Raw genomic sequence first — 15945 nt, forward strand, 5'->3', positions numbered from 1 at the left:
ACTTTTGGCACGCTGTTGAGTTCTCAAGGAACGGACGCTTCCTTCGGACCGCCTTCCGGCAGGCCCTCCGGGCTTCGTTCTTTCGTGTTTCCAGCTTATCAGACGTTTTCCGCTCCGTTTTCCGGAGTTTCATTCATCGGATTTGCTTTCCGCTTTGTCAGCCCCGGTCTCCCGCGGCGACTCCGGAACTGTACGGGCACCGACCCGCCACATGCAAATCGTCCCGCCCTGCTGGCGCAGGACGGGACGATCGCGGTCGGACGCCGTCAGGCGCGGCCCATCTCCTCGACGATGGCCTCCGCGAAGGCGTCGATGTCGGCCTCCGTGGTGTCGAAGGAGCACATCCAGCGCACCTCTCCGGTGTGCTCGTTCCAGAAGTAGAAGCGGTAGCGCTTCTGGAGCCGCTCGCTCACGTCGCGCGGGAGGATCGCGAACACCGCGTTCGCCTGGACCGGGCGGACCAGCTCGATGCCGTCGATCTCGCGGACCGCGGCCTCCAGGCGGCGGGCCATGGCGTTGGCGTGGCCAGCGTTGCGCAGGTACAGGTCCCCGGAGAGCAGCGCGTCGAACTGGACGGACACGAAGCGCATCTTCGAGGCGAGCTGCATCGAGGTCTTGCGCAGGTACTTGATGTTGCGCACCCGCTCGGGGTTGAGCACCACCACGACCTCGCCGAACAGCAGACCGTTCTTCGTCCCGCCGAACGACAGCACGTCGACGCCGACGTCGGTGGTGAAGGCGCGCAGCGGCTGGCCGAGCGAAGCGGCCGCGTTGGCCAGGCGGGAGCCGTCCACGTGGACGAGCATGCCCAGCTGGTGGGCGTGCTCGGTGATCGCGCGGATCTCGTCGACGGTGTAGAGCGTGCCGAGCTCGGTGCTCTGGGTGATGGAGACGGCGAGCGGCTGCGCGCGGTGCTCGTCACCGAAGCCCCAGGCCTCCTGGTCGAGGAGCTCGGGGGTGAGCTTGCCGTCCGGCGTGGGGACGGTGAGCAGCTTGATGCCGCCCATCTTCTCCGGGGCGCCGCCCTCGTCCACGTGGATGTGGGCCGTCTGGGCGCACACCACCGCGCCCCAGCGCGGGAGCAGCGACTGGAGGGCGACCACGTTGGCGCCGGTGCCGTTGAACACCGGGTAGGCCTCCGCCTTCTCGCCGAAGTGGCGGCGGAAGACGTCCTGAAGGTGTGCCGTGTAGTCGTCCTCGCCGTAGGCGACCTGGTGGCCGCCGTTGGCGAGGGCGATCGCGGCGAGGACCTCGGGGTGCACGCCGGCGTAGTTGTCGCTGGCGAAGCCGCGGACGGCGGGGTCGTGCCGCCGTACCGCGTCCGTACGGGTGAGGTCGGTCATCGAGCTGTCAGCCACAGGTGCTGTCCGTTCAGTTCTGCTGCGGGGCGGTCCCAGAGGCCCGCCAGGTGTCCGGCGAGGTCGGCCGTGTCGGTGAAACCGGCGAACTTCGCCTCCGGCTTCTCCGCCCGCATCTCCGGGCTGACCAGCGCCTTGATGACCAGGATCGCAGCTGCCGCGGTGGGCTCGCCGTCGGGGGCGGTGGTCTCCTTCTTGAAGGAGTCGGCCATGGCGAGGGTCCACGCCTCGGTGGCGGCCTTGGCGGCCGCGTAGGCGGCGCCGCCGGCGGTGGGCTTGTGCGCGGCGGCGGCGGAGATCATCGCGTAGCGGCCGGCCGGGCTGCGGACCAGCGCCGGCTGGAAGGCCAGCGAGGTGTGCTGGAGGGTGCGCACGACGGTGTCGTGCAGGAAGTCCCAGTCGTCCAGCCGGGTGTCGAAGAAGGTCTTGCCGCCGCGCCAGCCGCCGACCAGGTGGAAGAGGCCGTCGACGTGGCCGTGCTCGGACTCCAGGTGGTCGGCCCAGTCGTGGACCTCCTGCGGGTCGAGCAGGTCGATCACCTGACCGCTGACCTTGGCTCCGCGGACGGCCACCCGGGTGGCGTCCAGGGCGGACTCCAGGCGCTGGGCGTCGATGTCGGCGCCGATCACGGTGGCGCCGTCGGCGGCGAGGCGGCGCAGCACCGCGCGCCCGGCGGGGCCGCTGGCTCCGGCGACGGCGATGACCTTGCCGGCCAGCGGGGCGTTGGTGGAGGTGGTCACGCGGCGGCTCCCTGGATCCCGGCGCCGGTGATGCCGGCGGTGGCGGCGATGACGCCGCTCAGCTTCTTGTTGAGGGCTTCGTAGAACATGCTCAGCGGGAACTCGTCCGGGACCACGGCGTCGCACAGGGCCTTGTTGAGGGCCTTGCCGTCGGTGATGTCCAGCGGCAGGGCTTCGGGGCCCTTCGCCCAGGTGGAGGCCGGGTGCGGGGTGAGGTAGCGGGAGACCAGTTCGTAGGCGGCGATCCAGTGGGCCGACTTCGGCCGGTCGATGCCGTCGCGGTACAGGGTCTCGATCTCGGCGCAGAGCGCGTTGGTGACCTGCGGGGCGCGCTCCCAGTCGATGCTGAGGCGGTTGTCACGCCAGCGCAGCGCGTCGTGCTTGTGCAGGTACGCGAAGAGCAGCTGGCCGCCCATGCCGTCGTAGTTGCGCACCCGGTCGCCGGTGACCGGGAAGCGGAACAGGCGGTCGAAGAGGACCGCGTACTGGACGTCGCGGGCGTGCGGGTTGCCCTCGGCCTCCAGCTGCACCGCCTCCTTGAAGGTGGTGAGGTCGCAGCGGAGCTCCTCCAGGCCGTACATCCAGAACGGGCTGCGCTGCTTGATCATGAAGGGGTCGAACGGCAGGTCGCCGTGGCTGTGGGTGCGGTCGTGGATCAGGTCCCACAGGACGAAGGTCTCCTGCGCGCGCTGCTGGTCCTGGAGCAGGCCCTGGGCGTCGGCCGGGATCTCCAGGCCGAGCTGCTGGATGGCGCTGGTGGAGACGGCGCGGAAGCGGGCGGCCTCGCGGTCGCAGAAGATGCCGCCCCAGGTGAAACGTTCCGGCGCCTTGCGCACGGCGACCGTCTCGGGGAAGAGCACGGCGGAGTTGGTGTCGTAGCCGGCGGTGAAGTCCGTGAAGGTGATCGGCACGAACATCGGGTTGTCGAAGCGGGTGCGCTCCAGCTCGGCCAGCCAGTCGGGCCACACGACGGTCAGCAGGACGGCTTCCAGGTTGCGGTCCGGGTTGCCGTTCTGGGTGTACATCGGGAACACGACCAGGTGCTCCAGCCCGTCCTCGCGCTGGTCGGCGGGGTGGAAGGCGAGCAGCGAGTCCAGGAAGTCGGGCTCGCGGTAGCCGGTGTCGGCCCACTTGGCGAGGTCCGCGTCGACGGCGGCCAGGTAGGCGGCGTCGTGCGGGAGGTTCGGGGCGAGCTCCTCGATGGCGGCGCGAACGGTGGCGACCAGCGGGTCGACGGTCTGCCGCTGGACGGCGGACAGGTCGATCGAGCCGTCCTTGGACTGGAGCGGGCGCAGCGTCTCGACGGCCTCCTTCAGGCGCAGCCAGGCCGGGTGGCCGGCGAGGGTCGAGACCGGGGCGTCGGCCGCCACAGCGAGCCTTGGCGAAAGATTCTGCATCGTGGACTCACTTCGACAGGAGTTATTTCAACGAGGACACCATAAGTACGAAAGGTTCTCCCGTTCAAGAGGGCAACGGCCGACAAAGTTCCGGTGCACCGCCGCCCCGGCGCCGAATCCTTCGGCGAGAAGGGGGTCGTCCGGCATGTGGACGGTGATCTGGATGTTCTGGACAGATGCGCCGCTCTGATGCGAACCTCCCGGCATGCTCCCGGCGGTGATCACGGTGGCCGAATGCCACGACAGCCCCTTCCGGGTGCCCTCCTGCCGGCAGGTCGGCCGTCGCTGTCGCGCGCGAGGCCCGCGCTGCCGCTGTCGCCGCTGTTGTTGACCGGCCGCCGCCGTTCCGGCCGCCGCCGATCCGGCTCGGGGGGCGCCGCGGACGCGGGCCCGTACGCCGACCATGCCGCGTGTGTTCCGGCGCCGCCACCGGGGGAAGTGACCCGCCGGACCGCGGGCCGCCCGACCACGGCTCTCCCGCGCCCCTCCCTTTTGTCCTCTGTCCGCCGGTCCTTCCCTGGAGCCCCGTCATGACCCTCCGCAAGCCGTCCGCCGTACTGCCCCTGGCCGCGCTGATCGCCGCCGCGACCGCGCTGACCGCCTGCGCGCCGCAGGACCCGAAGTCCGACACCGCGTCCGGCGCTCCGGGCGGGGCCGGGTCGGCGACGAACTGCGCGCCCGGGGCGCTGGCGACGCGCACCGCCGGGACGCTGACCATCGGCACCGACAAGCCCGCCTACGACCCGTGGTTCTCCGACGGCAAGCCGGAGAACGGCAAGGGCTTCGAGTCCGCCGTGGCCTACGCGGTGGCGGAGAAGCTGGGCTACCCGAAGGAGAAGGTCAGCTGGGTGGTCGCGCCGTTCAACAAGGCGACCGCCCCGGGTGCCAAGGACTTCGACTTCGACCTCAACCAGGTGTCCATCAGCGACGAGCGCAGGCAGGCGGTGGACTTCTCCTCCGGCTACTACGACGTGCGCCAGACGGTGATCGCGCTGAAGGACTCCAAGGCGGCGAACGCCAAGAGCATCGCCGACCTCAAGGACGCCAAGCTCGGCGCGCAGGTCGGCACCACGAGTCTGGACACCATCACCGGCACCATCAAGCCGAACACCCAGCCGGCCGTCTTCGACTCCAACGACCTGGCCAAGGCCGCACTGAAGAACGGCCAGATCGAGGCCCTGGTGGTGGACCTGCCGACCGCCTTCTACATCACCGGCGCCGAGGTGCCGGAGGCCCAGGTCGTCGGCCAGTTCGAGTCGACGGCGAAGGCCGAGCAGTTCGGCCTGGTGCTGGACAAGGGCTCCAAGCTGACCGGCTGCGTCTCGCAGGCGGTGGACGCGCTGCGAGCCGACGGCACGCTGGCGAAGCTGGAGAAGCAGTGGCTGTCCGACGCCGTCTCGGCACCGGTGCTGAAGTGAGCGCGGAGCTGGGCTCCGGGGCGGGCGGGGACGCGCCGGGTGGTGCGGCGGGCGGCTGCACACCGGGCGGTGCGACGGGCGTGGACGCGCCCGTCGCCACGGTGGTGGAGCCGGTCAAGTCGCTCGCGCCGGCGGCGGAGGACGACTACCGCCCGTCCGAACGGCGGCTGGCGCACGAGGCGTACCGGCGGGCCCGGGCCCGCCGCTCGGCGCTGATCGCTACCGCGTCGACCCTGGTGACCGGGGTCGTCCTCTATCTCCTGGTCGTCAACTCCCCCGGCTGGGAGGTGACTCGACGGACGTTCTTCAACCTCGACTACGCGCGCCAGGCACTGCCCGAGGTGCTGAAGGGGCTGCGGCTCAATCTGGAGCTGATGCTCGGCTGCGGGGTGCTGATCCTGCTGTTCGGGCTGCTGCTGGCGGTGCTGCGGACGCTGCGCGGGCCGGTCTTCCTGCCGGTGCGGCTGCTGGCCACCGCGTACGTGGACTTCTTCCTCGGGCTGCCGATGATCATCTGCCTGCTGGTGATGATCACCGGGGTCCCGGCGCTGCGGCTGACCGGGGTGACCACCGATCCGCTGCTGCTCGGCGGCGCCGCGCTGGTCCTCACGTACTCGGCGTACGTGTCGGAGGTGTTCCGCGCCGGCATCGAGTCGGTGCACCCGAGCCAGCGGGCCGCGGCGCGGTCGCTGGGGCTCACCAACGCGCAGACGATGCGGTACGTGGTGCTGCCGCAGGCCGTCCGGCGGGTGGTGCCGCCGCTGCTGAACAACCTGGTGAGCCTCCAGAAGGACACCGGGCTGGTCTCGATCGGCGGAGCGATCGACGCGGTGTACGCGGCGAAGATCATCGCGTCCCGCTCCTTCAACTTCACCCCGTACCTGGTGGCCGGGCTGGTGTTCATCGTGCTGACCATTCCGCTGACCCGGTTCGCCGACTGGCTGACCGGCCGGATGAACCGCCGCCAGCTCCAGGGAGGTGCGGTGTGACGTCGAACGAGGTGCTCCGGCTGGAGTCGGTGCGCAAGACCTTCGGAAGCCAGCTGGTGCTGCGCGACGTGGACCTCGGCGTGGCCGAGCACTCGGTGACGGCGCTGATCGGGGCGTCCGGCTCGGGCAAATCCACGCTGATGCGGTGCGTCAACCTGCTGGAGAGGATCGACGACGGGGCGATCTTCCTGGACGGCGAGGAGATCACCGATCCGCGCGCGGACGAGGACGCCGTGCGGCGCCGGATCGGTGTGGTGTTCCAGTCGTACAACCTGTTCCCCCACCTGACGGTGCTGGAGAACATCACGCTCGCGCCGCGCCGGGTGCACCGGGTCGCCCGGGCCGAGGCGCAGGCGCGGGCCCTGGAACTGCTGGAGCGGCTCGGGCTGGCGGCCAAGGCGAAGGAGTACCCGGACCGGCTCTCCGGCGGACAGCAGCAGCGGGTGGCCATCGTGCGGGCGCTGGCCACCGGGCCCCGGCTGCTGCTCCTGGACGAGATCACCGCGGCGCTCGACCCGGTGCTGGTCGGTGAGGTGCTGTCGGTGGTGCGGGACCTCAAGGAGCAGGGGATGACGATGGTCATCTCCACCCACGAGATGGGCTTCGCCCGCGAGGTCGCCGACCGGGTCTGCTTCCTGGACGGCGGGGTGGTGCTCGAACAGGGGCCGCCGGAGCAGGTGTTCGACGACCCGCAGGAGGAGCGGACCCGACAGTTCCTCAGCCGGGTGGTCGCCTCGGGTCGGCTCCGGCGCTGAGCCATCCGCCCGGGAGCGGACGTTGCCGTACGGGGCCGTACGGGGCCAGGGCGAAGGTGTGCGACCCGGCGTGCGGCCAGGGTCTTCGCGACCAGGGGCACCACTGTGCGCCCCTGTACGCGCCTGGCCGCATCCGCCCGCGTGCGGTGATCGTGGGACCGGCTGTCCGTCGCCGCGTACGAGGGGGCGGCGGACAGCCGACAGCGAACAGATGACAGATGACAGATGACAGATGACAGATTTCATCATCTGTTCGCTGTTCGCTGACACCTGTTCGCACTTCGCCGTTCCCCCTCGCCGCCCTCCGCGCCCACCGCCCCGGGAGGCCGCCGTTGCACGGACCTGCCCTGGTCAACTGGCTCCTCGCCCTCCTCACCGCCGGCGCCGGAGCCTCCTGTCTGATCCGGCTGCGCCGCTCCCCCTGCGCCCCGGGCGGCGCGCACCGTTCGCTCGCCCGCGAGTCCGACGCCGCCGAGGCCCTGATGGGCATCGGGATGGCCGCGATGGCCGTCACGGGCGCCACCGTGCCGGCCACCGTCTGGGCCGGACTCTTCGCGCTTCCCGCCGCCGTCTTCCTGCTCGCCGCCGCCCACGCCCCCGCCGGCCGGGGACACCGGCTGCACCACGCGGTCGGTGCGCTCGCCATGACGTACATGGCCCTCGCGATGGCGACCGCCTCCGGCCACGAGCACCACCACGCCGTCGCCATGGGCCTTCCGGCGCTGACCGGCACCCTCCTCGTCTACTTCGGCGGCTACGCCCTGTGGACCGGCAGCCGGCTGCTGCGCACCCCGACGGGCACCCTCGCACTGGGCACCACCGGACTGCCGCAGGCGTGCCGACTCGCCATGGGCATCGGCATGTTCGCCATGCTCCTGACCATGTGACGACCACGCGCCACCCCCGGCCGGTGCCCCAAAACCCCGGCCCGGACGTGGCGTTGGTCACTGGCCCGTCGGAAGCCGTTCCACCGGACGTCGCCAGCGCATAGGTTGGCCGGGAGCGCGCTGTCGCGCTCCGTGCGTACTCGGGGAGCCCATCGATGCCCGCCCTGATCGGCCTGCTACTGCTCGGACTGCTGCTCTCGACCGTCGCGCCCAGGCTGCTGGCCCGGGCCCGCTGGGCGGAGCGCGAACCGGTGCTGGCGCTGCTGGTGTGGCAGTGCCTGGTGGTGGCGGTGCTGCTCTGCTGCGCGCTCGCCCTGCTGCTGGCCGCTTCCGCCGCCCTGCCGGAGCTGCGCGCGCTGGTGTTCGCGGGCGCGCCGCACGGCGTCGAGGCGGCGTACGGCCTCCAGGACGCCGAGGGCTGGGGCCGACTGTGCGCCGCGGTGCTGGCGGCCGGCGGGCTGCAGACGGTGCTGGCGCTCACCCGGGAGGTCCGGACGGCCAAGGCGCTGCGCCACCGTCGGCACACCCAACTGGCGACCCGGGCACCGGAGTTGCCCGACAGCATCGAAACCGCCCGAAGCCGCCGGGAGAGGCTGGTGGTGCTGGAGAACGTCCGCCCCGAGGCATGGTCGCTGCCCGGGCCGAACTCCCGCCTGGTGGTCACCACCGGCGCCCTCCAGCAGCTGACCGACCGGGAACTGGCGGCCGTCCTGAGCCATGAACGCGGCCATGTGCGGGCCCGGCACCACTGGCTCCAGCAGTTCGCCCAGGCACTCGCCTCCGGCTTCCCCGGAGTCGGCGTGTTCAGCGCCTTCCGGGACCAGGTGGCGGAGCTGGTCGAGTTGGCCGCCGACGACCGGGCCGCCCGCCGGCACGGCAGGCACACCACCGCCCTCGCGCTGGCCGAACTCAACCTGGACCGCGGGGTGTTCGGCTCCTGCCCGCCCGGCCTGGCACAGTCCCCGAAACGGGTCGACCGGTTGCTCGCCGGCCGGCCGCGCCTCTCCGTCCCCCACCGGCTGCGGCTCACCGTCGCGGCACTCGCCACACCGGCGGTGGTCGTCCTGCTGGCCGCCGCGCCGGGGCTGCGCTCACTGCTCTGAAGCCGACGCCGCACCAGCGCGGCCAGCTGACGACCCGTCAGCCCACGGCGAGGCCGGACCGTACCGGACCCGTCAGTCCGAGGACGCCTCGCAGGCCGGGCCGAGGCCGCCACCGAGGGTCAGCGCCAGCACCTCACGGTGAAGCGGCCTGGCCTGCTCGTACCGCTCCCGGCCGGCCTCGGTCAGGGTGAGCTGGACGCCCCGCCGGTCGCTCTCGCACATCGCGCGGACGACCAGCCCGGCCTTCTCCAGCCGGGCGATCAGCCGCGAGAGCGCGCTCTGGCTCAGATGGACGGTCGGGGCCAGCTCGGTCACCCGCACGGGATGCCCGCTGCCCCCGCATCCCTCGACGAGACGCTCCAGCACCTCGAACTCGCTCATGCCCAGCCCGTACCGCTCGCCCAGCTCGCGATCGAGCATGCAGGCGGCGGAGGCGTGCCGAGCCAGCAGCTCGCGCCACTGCGCGACGAGACCGGCCTCCGCCGGTGAGTCGAGTTCAGCCACGCCGCCACCCTAGCACATGCATCGGCAATTATTGCGTTAACATTTAATTCACTTGCATTGGATGCACACGCATGTACTGTGCTCCCCATGACCACCGCGACCGTCACGCCTCCTGGCGCCACGTCAACCACCGGGCCGCACTGGACTCCCCGCCTCTGGGGGACCCTGATCGTGCTCTGCGCCGCCATGTTCCTGGACGCCCTGGACGTCTCCATGGTGGGCGTCGCACTCCCCTCCATCGGCTCCGACCTGCACCTGTCCACCTCGACCCTGCAATGGGTGGTCTCCGGCTACGTTCTCGGTTACGGCGGCCTGCTGCTGCTCGGCGGGCGCGCCGCCGACCTGCTCGGCCGACGCCGGGTGTTCCTGGTGGCCCTGGGCGTCTTCGCCGCCGCCTCGCTGGTCGGCGGCCTGGTCGACGACGGCGGACTGCTGATAGCGGCCCGCTTCCTCAAGGGCGTCAGTGCCGCCTTCACCGCTCCCGCCGGCCTGTCCATCATCACCACGACCTTCGCGGAGGGCCCGGCCCGCAACCGCGCGCTGTCGATCTACACCACCTGCGGCGCCAGCGGCTTCTCGCTCGGCCTGGTGCTCAGCGGACTGCTCACCTCGGTCGGCTGGCGCTGGACCTTCCTGATGCCCGTCCCGGTCGCACTGCTCGCCCTGCTCTTCGCGGTCCGGCTGCTCCCCCGACCGGTCGAGGAGCGCGCCAAGGGCGGCTACGACATCCTGGGCGCGATCACCGGCACCTCGACCGTCCTGCTGCTGGTCTTCACCGTGACCGAGGCCCAGGGCGCCGGCTGGCTGAGCCTGCGCACCCTCGGCTCACTGCTCGTCGTCGCCGTGCTGGCCGCCGCCTTCCTGCTCGTTGAGAGCCGTACCGCGCACCCGCTGGTCCGGCTCGGCATCTTCCGGAACGGCTCGGTCGCCCGGGCCAACGTGGTCGCCTTCGCGATGACCGGCGCGTACGGCGGGTTTCAGTTCGTGGTCACCCTCTACCTCCAGCACCTGCTCGGCTGGTCGGCACTCGAGATGGCGCTCGGGCTGCTCCCGGCCGGGGCGTTCATCGCACTCTCGGCACCCTTCATGGGCCCGATCGTGGACCGCTTCGGGACCGGACGGCTGCTGCCGATCGGCCTGCTCTCGCTGGTCGCGGCCTTCGCGCTGTTCCTGCGGCTGGACGAGCACAGCTCCTACCCGGGCCTGGTACTGCCCTCGATGCTGCTGCTCGGCGTGGGCTTCGCGTTCGCCTTCCCCTCGGTGAACATCGCCGCCACCGACGGCGTGTCCGACGAGGAGCAGGGCCTGGCCTCGGGTCTGGTGAACACCGCGATCCAGGTCGGCACCGCCGTGGTGCTGGCCGGGGCGACCGCGATGATCACGGCCGGCAGCGCGGGCGGCGACAGCCCGCAGGCCCAGCTGGACGGCTACCGCCCGGCCCTGCTGTTCGTCACGGTGGTCGCCCTGGTCGGCCTGGTGGTCGCGGCGGCGGGTGCCGCGGTGGACCGGCGCCGGAATGCAACTCCCGTGCGAACAACGGACTATGATGACCCGTCGGACGAGTCGGCCGCGACCGCGGCCCGGACGGAGGTCCTGGTCAAGCGCTGACCGACGGTCCCCGCCCGCACGCTGCTTCCAGACCTCCGGGCCATGGCGCCGGCTCCACCAAACCCCCGTGTTGGTGGAGCCGGCCGTCTTCGTGGCGGCCGCCCGGGCAGTGCCCGTCGGGGCACGGTTCCCCGGTGCGGCTGTCGGCTCCGCAAGTATATTGGCTCGGAGCCAACGAACGTTCGGAGCAGACACGATGGCACCTCGCGGGGATTCGGTCAATGAGGAGATGCGGCAACGCTCCCGCCGACGCATCATGCGGGCCACCGTGGAACTGGTTGACCAGTACGGTTACGCGCGCACCACGCTGACGGACATCGCCGAGCGGGCCGGGCTCGCCCGCGGACTGCTCTCGTACTACTTCGACGGCAAACGGCTGCTGATGCAGTCCGCGACGCACCGGATGATGCACCAGTCGCTGTCCGAGGCCCTGGGGGAGCTGGACCCCGGTTCCTCCCCCGACGCCCGGCTGGCCCGGGCGATAGACACCGTCCTCGGACTGGCCATGGACCACCCCCGGGTGATGCGCTCACACCTCGCGCTGATCCTCGACCCGGACACCGGCGCCTTCGTCCAGGACCCGGAGCAGCAGCAGCTCGGCGCCATCCTCCAGGGGCTGCTGCGCGACTGGGGCGCACCCGATCCGGTCGCCGAGCACGCGGTGCTGCGCAGCGCGCTGATGGGCGGCTGCATCGGGGTGCTGCTGCCGGGCGCCGAGATCCCGCTGGCACCGATCCGCGCCGACCTCTTCCGCCGCTACGACCTGGACTGGGAGCTGGGCCTCCCGCCGCAGCCGGACCCGCCGGAACGCGAGAGGCCGCCGGCCCGCGGCTGACGGCGGGTGGGCGGCCTGGCGACCGACTGCCGAGGGGCCTCGCGAGGGAGGGAGTCTCACAGGCCCCTGACGGCAGCGGCTCAGCGTTCCTTCAGGATCGAGGCGAGCAGGTCGATGGTGCGTTCCGGCGTGAGGCTGTCCACGCAGAGCCGCTCCATGACCTGGACGTAGGCGTCCACGTCGTCCCGCTTGTCCAGGTAGAGCGCGCTGGTGAGCTGCTCCAGGTAGACCACGTCCGCGAGGTCCTGCTCCGGGAAGCGCAGGATCGTGAACGCCCCGGACTCACCCGCGTGCGCGCCGAAGCGGAACGGCATGACCTGGATCACCACGTTGGCCTGCTCGGCGATGTCGATCAGGTACTGCACCTGACCGCGCATCACCTTGGGCCCGCCGACCGGCCGGCGCAGCGCGGCCTCGTCGATGACCGCCCACAGGCGCGGGCTGGCGCCCTCCGTGAGCAGCTTCTGGCGGCGCAGCCGGAGGCTGACCCGCCGCTCCACCTCGTCCTCGTGGATGACCGGCCGACTCTGGCCGAAAACCGCCCGTGCGTACTCCTCGGACTGGAGCAGTCCGGGGATGAACTGCACCTCGTAGGTGCGGATCAGCTGGGCGGCCTCCTCCAGGCCGACGTAGGTCTGGAACCAGCCCGGCAGCACGTCGTTGAAGCTGTGCCACCAGCCGGACTTGTTGGCCTCGCGGACCAGGCCGAGCAGGGCTTCCCGCTCGATGCCGTCGTCCACGCCGTACAGGCTGAGCAGGTCGGCGACGTCGCGCTCCTTGAAGCTGACGCGGCCGAGTTCCATGCGGCTGATCTTGGACTCGGAGGCCCGGATCGCGTACCCGGCGTCCTCTCGGGTGATGCCGCGCGCCTCACGCAGGCGCCGCAACTGCGAGCCGAGGAGGATCCGGCGGACCATCGAGCCGCCGCCCGGCTGAACTGTGGTCATGCGGTCGAAACCTCCACCTAGGGCAAACAGCGCACAGTCTGCCATCAGTTGAGCGCTCACGGTGCCGATACTGACGGATGTTCCTATCAGTTCTCCACTCCATGTACCAGGATGCACGTGCATCCGGCGCTTGCATATGCCAATAGTGCGACTGCACGTGAATCGACTCTTGCATCTGCAGTGAGCGCACACCACCATGGTGCACGTGCACCTGCACATCCCTGGCAATCCCGCGGGCTCCGCGTCGACCCCACGCGCGACTCCGTGCACCGACCCGACGACGTCCCCGCGTCATCGGGCGTTCGAGTGCGCGCGCGCCTGGTCGAGGGGCGGCCGAGCGGCCGAGCGAGTCGGAGGTGACCGGCATGACCCCGGCGGGTCCAGCCGTGTCCGCCCCCTTATGGGAGGAGCTCTTCATGAGCACCGGTACGGCTTTGGCGGTTGACCCCCATGTGGTCACCTGTACGCTCGCTCCTCGCTTCGAAGCCGTCAGAACCGCGCGCGACTTCGCTCGGACCACGCTCCAGCGCTGGAGCCTGACCGAACTGTTCGACGACGTCGCGCTGGTGGCCTCGGAACTCGTGACCAACGCGCTCCGGCATGCGATCGGCGCACGGCCCGACCCGTCGGGCGGCGCCCAGGGCGAGTACGACTTTCCCATACAGCCGACCCCGGAGGGGCGGCTGCCGATCCGAATAAGCCTGGTGCACCGCGCGCCCCAGGTGGTCTGTGCGGTGAGCGATCCGAGCAGCCTCGGGCCGATCGCCAGGGAGGCGGACTTCGTCGCCGAATCGGGCCGCGGACTGCACCTGGTGGAGTCGTTCAGCCGCTCCTGGGGCTGGCACCCGCTGGGCAGCGGCAAGGTGGTCTGGGCGATGTTCGAGGCCCAGGCGGTCGGCGGCTCCGCGCTGGACGGCCACCCGGAGCTCGGCGGTCGCTCGCCGCTGGACGGCCCGGTCGACGCCGGCGGACGGCATCGACGCTCGGCCTAGGAGGGGTGCGGCGCCCGGACCGGGTCCCGCACCCGGTTCACGTCCCACACCCGGTCCAGGCCTCGCGGCCGGGCCGGATCGCATGGCCGGGTCGGGCCGTGCGATGGGATCAGGACCCGTGGTCAGGAGCAGCCCCGTGCCCGGGTCAGGCCGCGCGGCGTTCGGCGTTCGGCCGGTTCGGGAAGCCCCGGGAGGACCACACCCCGGGCTCTTCCGCCAGGCCCCGCCGAGGCCCTTCCGGCGCCACGGGCCTGCGGGCCGGCCGGTTCACCGGGGCCCGCGGGCGCAAGCGGAAGGACGGGCGACAAAGACAAAGGCCGTCGCGGTGTCGGCACCCACGACGGCCCCCCGATGTGTGGAGCACGACGGTCGGTCAGACCGCCAGGTGGTCGAACTCCCCGTCCTTCGCGCCCAGCAGCAGTGCGGCGATCTCGGCACGGGTGTAGATGAGCGCCGGGCCGTCCGGGAACCGCGAGTTGCGCATCGCCACATCGCCGCCCGGCAGGGCGGCGAACTCGACGCAGTTGCCCTGAGAGTTGCTGTGCAGGCTCTTCTGCCAGACCACCCCCCGGAGATCGGCGGCGGCCATCCCGTTGTAGGTGTCGTACGAGCCGTGCGTGTCCTGCGAGTCGTGCATAGAAATCTCCCGAAGAGCTCCGGAGTTGTCGTCCAGCGCGGCGCCCCCGGCACCGCCGAACGAACGGACCGGCCCCGTACCGGCCCGGCACAACGCCTCACTTGACGTGATGATAGCCGCAGTGCACGTGCATCAGCACGGGACAGTGCAGGTGCACAAGGCCTTTCATTCGCGGCCCCGAACTCGCCATGCCCCCTTCCCCTGACGGTACGTAAACGGACATAGCCCATGGAATCGTCGGGCTCGCGATAACCGGCCGTGAGCACCTCCCCGCTGAATGTTGATCTTCGAACGCCGGGAGTCGCCCCCCCGTGACCCTCCGTCAAGCGCCTCTTGAGCTGTGAGACATCTCACGCGCCACGGGTGCAACGCCCGCCGCCCCGGACGGCGTCAGGACTGTGACGGTTCGCGCCGAGTTGGGAGAGGAATGTCCGGATTGTAGGCAAAGCGCCTGAACGGTGGCGGAGACACACCGAGTCCGCACCACGACCGCGCGAAACCCGTACGGCAGCCGACTGCAAGCCGGACGGGGCGATGTCCTACGATCTCCGGCATGAGCACCGCAGCCATCCCGGGCGCGCCACTGCCCGTCCGCACTCCAGGCTCCCGTGCGCGGGGGCGCCACCGTCGTCCCGAGCGCCCCGAGATCCCGGCCGGCGCCCCGGCCCTGGTGCTCGCCGTGCCCGCGACCGCCGGGCCCGAGTCCCGTTCGGTCGTCGAGGAGCTGCTCTCGGTCGTCCGCACCGAGCAGAACGGCGTCCAGGCGGCGGTCGGTTACCTCCCGGGCAACGGCTCCGAGGCCGCCGACGGCGAGGAGCGCACGGTGGCCGAGCTACTGGTGCTGGCCGCCGAGACCGGGCTGCCGATGCCGATCCTGGTGCCCCTGGTGCCGGGCCCGCACAGCTTCCTGACCGAGCTTCACGCGCTCGCCGCCGAGTACGGCGCGCCGGTCACCGACCCGCTGGGCCCGCACCCGCTGCTGGCCGAGGCCGTGCACGTCCGGCTGTCCGAGGCCGGGCTGGCCCGCGCCGACCGCGCCCGGCTGTTCGCCATCGCGACCGCCGCGGACGGCGTGGTGCTGACCACCGTCGGCGGCGAGGACGCGGCCGCCGCGGCCGGCATCACCGGCGTGCTGCTGGCCGCCCGACTGGCCGTGCCGGTCGTCGCCGCCGCGCTCGACGTGCCCGGCTCGGTCGCCGCGGCCGTCAACCACCTCAAGGACACCGGCTCGCAGCGCCCGGCGCTGGCACCGCTGGTGATCGGCCCGGAGGCGGACTCCGAGCTGCTCGCCACCGCCGCCGAGGAGACCGGCTGCCCGTCGGCCGCGCCGCTGGGCGCGTACCCGTCCGTCGGCCAGCTGATCGCCTCCACCTACCTGGCCGCGCTGCCCGCGCCGTCCGCGGAGGACCTGGCCCGGGCCGAGGCGGAGGCGGCGGCCGCCGCCGAGGCCGAGGGGGCCGTGGAGGGTGCTCGCGGCGCCCATGCGGCCGCCCAGGGGTTCGCCGGGCAGTAAGCGACACCGCGCGCCGGTTCGCGCGCGCCGAAGGGTCCGGAGCGGTTCGCGCTCCGGGCCCTTCGGCGTCCCCTGCTCGCCGTCTCCCGTCGCCCCTCGCGGTGTTTCGCCGCTTCTCGCCGTTCATCACACATCTCGTACCGCTTCAGGAGTTGAGTGCCGATGAAGCGGAATGTCCGTTCTGAAGCCATTTAGAAGGAAATGGACCGCACATGGCCGGGCGCCCGGCCTGCGGCCGCCCCCATGCCCTCCGGAGTGCGCC

General features: G+C 71.6%; 15 protein-coding genes. 9 read left to right on the forward strand and 6 right to left on the reverse strand.

All coding sequences use genetic code 11. The features are described from left to right. Positions 1 to 266: 266 nt before the first annotated feature. The 3 genes from ACZ55U_RS25965 to ACZ55U_RS25975 are packed head-to-tail and all read right to left on the reverse strand — an operon-like array spanning position 267 to position 3495. Positions 267 to 1343 carry a threonine aldolase family protein gene (locus ACZ55U_RS25965; RefSeq protein WP_465529595.1) on the reverse strand — a complete coding sequence of 359 codons (1077 nt, stop codon included), beginning with the start codon at positions 1341 to 1343 and terminating at the stop codon, positions 267 to 269. Further along, positions 1340 to 2098, reverse strand: a complete 759-nt coding sequence (locus tag ACZ55U_RS25970; RefSeq protein WP_465529479.1) for an SDR family NAD(P)-dependent oxidoreductase — start codon at positions 2096 to 2098, stop codon at positions 1340 to 1342. Before ACZ55U_RS25970 ends, ACZ55U_RS25965 begins: the two co-directional genes overlap by 4 nt. Beyond that, positions 2095 to 3495 carry a DUF6421 family protein gene (locus ACZ55U_RS25975; RefSeq protein WP_465529481.1) on the reverse strand — a complete coding sequence of 467 codons (1401 nt, stop codon included), beginning with the start codon at positions 3493 to 3495 and terminating at the stop codon, positions 2095 to 2097. The genes ACZ55U_RS25970 and ACZ55U_RS25975 overlap by 4 nt, the downstream gene beginning before the upstream one ends. Before the next feature lie 530 nt (positions 3496 to 4025). Between ACZ55U_RS25975 and ACZ55U_RS25980 the strand changes: the two genes are divergently transcribed. The 5 genes from ACZ55U_RS25980 to ACZ55U_RS26000 all read left to right on the forward strand — a co-directional run bounded on the left by ACZ55U_RS25980 (position 4026) and on the right by ACZ55U_RS26000 (position 8647). Next, a complete protein-coding gene (locus tag ACZ55U_RS25980) occupies positions 4026 to 4913 on the forward strand; it encodes an ABC transporter substrate-binding protein (protein WP_465529483.1) in 888 nt (295 codons plus the stop codon). 104 nt (positions 4914 to 5017) lie between these two features. Next, complete coding sequence (locus ACZ55U_RS25985; protein ID WP_465529597.1) at positions 5018 to 5902, forward strand: amino acid ABC transporter permease; 885 nt, start codon at positions 5018 to 5020, stop codon at positions 5900 to 5902. Continuing rightward, the gene (locus ACZ55U_RS25990; protein ID WP_465529485.1) at positions 5899 to 6657 is read left to right on the forward strand and encodes an amino acid ABC transporter ATP-binding protein; all 759 of its coding nucleotides are present in this window, start codon (positions 5899 to 5901) and stop codon (positions 6655 to 6657) included. Before ACZ55U_RS25985 ends, ACZ55U_RS25990 begins: the two co-directional genes overlap by 4 nt. Positions 6658 to 6989: 332 nt before the next feature. Next, positions 6990 to 7544 carry a DUF5134 domain-containing protein gene (locus ACZ55U_RS25995; RefSeq protein WP_465529487.1) on the forward strand — a complete coding sequence of 185 codons (555 nt, stop codon included), beginning with the start codon at positions 6990 to 6992 and terminating at the stop codon, positions 7542 to 7544. Between the two features lie 155 nt (positions 7545 to 7699). Beyond that, the gene (locus ACZ55U_RS26000) at positions 7700 to 8647 is read left to right on the forward strand and encodes a M56 family metallopeptidase (RefSeq protein WP_465529489.1); all 948 of its coding nucleotides are present in this window, start codon (positions 7700 to 7702) and stop codon (positions 8645 to 8647) included. A 72-nt stretch (positions 8648 to 8719) separates the two neighbouring features. Here the strand turns inward: ACZ55U_RS26000 and ACZ55U_RS26005 are convergent, their stop codons facing one another. After that, positions 8720 to 9151, reverse strand: a complete 432-nt coding sequence (locus ACZ55U_RS26005) for a MarR family winged helix-turn-helix transcriptional regulator (protein ID WP_465529491.1) — start codon at positions 9149 to 9151, stop codon at positions 8720 to 8722. Between the two features lie 87 nt (positions 9152 to 9238). Here ACZ55U_RS26005 and ACZ55U_RS26010 point away from each other — a divergent pair, with 87 nt between their 5' ends. Continuing rightward, on the forward strand, positions 9239 to 10759 hold the full coding sequence (locus tag ACZ55U_RS26010) for an MFS transporter (RefSeq protein WP_465529493.1): 1521 nt from the start codon (positions 9239 to 9241) through the stop codon (positions 10757 to 10759). 268 nt (positions 10760 to 11027) lie between these two features. Beyond that, positions 11028 to 11594, forward strand: a complete 567-nt coding sequence (locus tag ACZ55U_RS26015; RefSeq protein WP_465529495.1) for a TetR/AcrR family transcriptional regulator — start codon at positions 11028 to 11030, stop codon at positions 11592 to 11594. Positions 11595 to 11674: 80 nt separating this feature from the next. Here the strand turns inward: ACZ55U_RS26015 and ACZ55U_RS26020 are convergent, their stop codons facing one another. Next, a complete protein-coding gene (locus ACZ55U_RS26020; RefSeq protein ID WP_465529497.1) occupies positions 11675 to 12541 on the reverse strand; it encodes a helix-turn-helix domain-containing protein in 867 nt (288 codons plus the stop codon). Between the two features lie 416 nt (positions 12542 to 12957). On the opposite strand from ACZ55U_RS26020, the gene ACZ55U_RS26025 reads away from it, so the two are divergent. Then, complete coding sequence (locus ACZ55U_RS26025) at positions 12958 to 13533, forward strand: ATP-binding protein (protein WP_465529499.1); 576 nt, start codon at positions 12958 to 12960, stop codon at positions 13531 to 13533. 373 nt (positions 13534 to 13906) lie between these two features. Here ACZ55U_RS26025 and ACZ55U_RS26030 read toward each other — a convergent pair whose 3' ends face one another. Beyond that, a complete protein-coding gene (locus ACZ55U_RS26030) occupies positions 13907 to 14170 on the reverse strand; it encodes a DUF397 domain-containing protein (protein ID WP_380699987.1) in 264 nt (87 codons plus the stop codon). A 553-nt stretch (positions 14171 to 14723) separates the two neighbouring features. Here ACZ55U_RS26030 and ACZ55U_RS26035 point away from each other — a divergent pair. Continuing rightward, a complete protein-coding gene (locus ACZ55U_RS26035) occupies positions 14724 to 15683 on the forward strand; it encodes a sirohydrochlorin chelatase family protein (protein ID WP_465529501.1) in 960 nt (319 codons plus the stop codon). The last annotated feature ends 262 nt before the right edge of the window (positions 15684 to 15945 follow it).

It is taken from the genome of Kitasatospora sp. NPDC034533 (genome assembly GCF_055575155.1).

Coding starts and splice junctions, on each gene's coding strand:
- ACZ55U_RS26020 (WP_465529497.1), bottom strand. CDS start 12,541: ATGACCACAGTTCAGCCGGGCGGCGGCTCGATGGTCCGCCGGATCCTC.
- ACZ55U_RS26035 (WP_465529501.1), top strand. CDS start 14,724: ATGAGCACCGCAGCCATCCCGGGCGCGCCACTGCCCGTCCGCACTCCA.
- ACZ55U_RS26025 (WP_465529499.1), top strand. CDS start 12,958: ATGAGCACCGGTACGGCTTTGGCGGTTGACCCCCATGTGGTCACCTGT.
- ACZ55U_RS26030 (WP_380699987.1), bottom strand. CDS start 14,170: ATGCACGACTCGCAGGACACGCACGGCTCGTACGACACCTACAACGGG.
- ACZ55U_RS26000 (WP_465529489.1), top strand. CDS start 7,700: ATGCCCGCCCTGATCGGCCTGCTACTGCTCGGACTGCTGCTCTCGACC.
- ACZ55U_RS25975 (WP_465529481.1), bottom strand. CDS start 3,495: ATGCAGAATCTTTCGCCAAGGCTCGCTGTGGCGGCCGACGCCCCGGTC.
- ACZ55U_RS25980 (WP_465529483.1), top strand. CDS start 4,026: ATGACCCTCCGCAAGCCGTCCGCCGTACTGCCCCTGGCCGCGCTGATC.
- ACZ55U_RS25965 (WP_465529595.1), bottom strand. CDS start 1,343: ATGACCGACCTCACCCGTACGGACGCGGTACGGCGGCACGACCCCGCC.
- ACZ55U_RS26010 (WP_465529493.1), top strand. CDS start 9,239: ATGACCACCGCGACCGTCACGCCTCCTGGCGCCACGTCAACCACCGGG.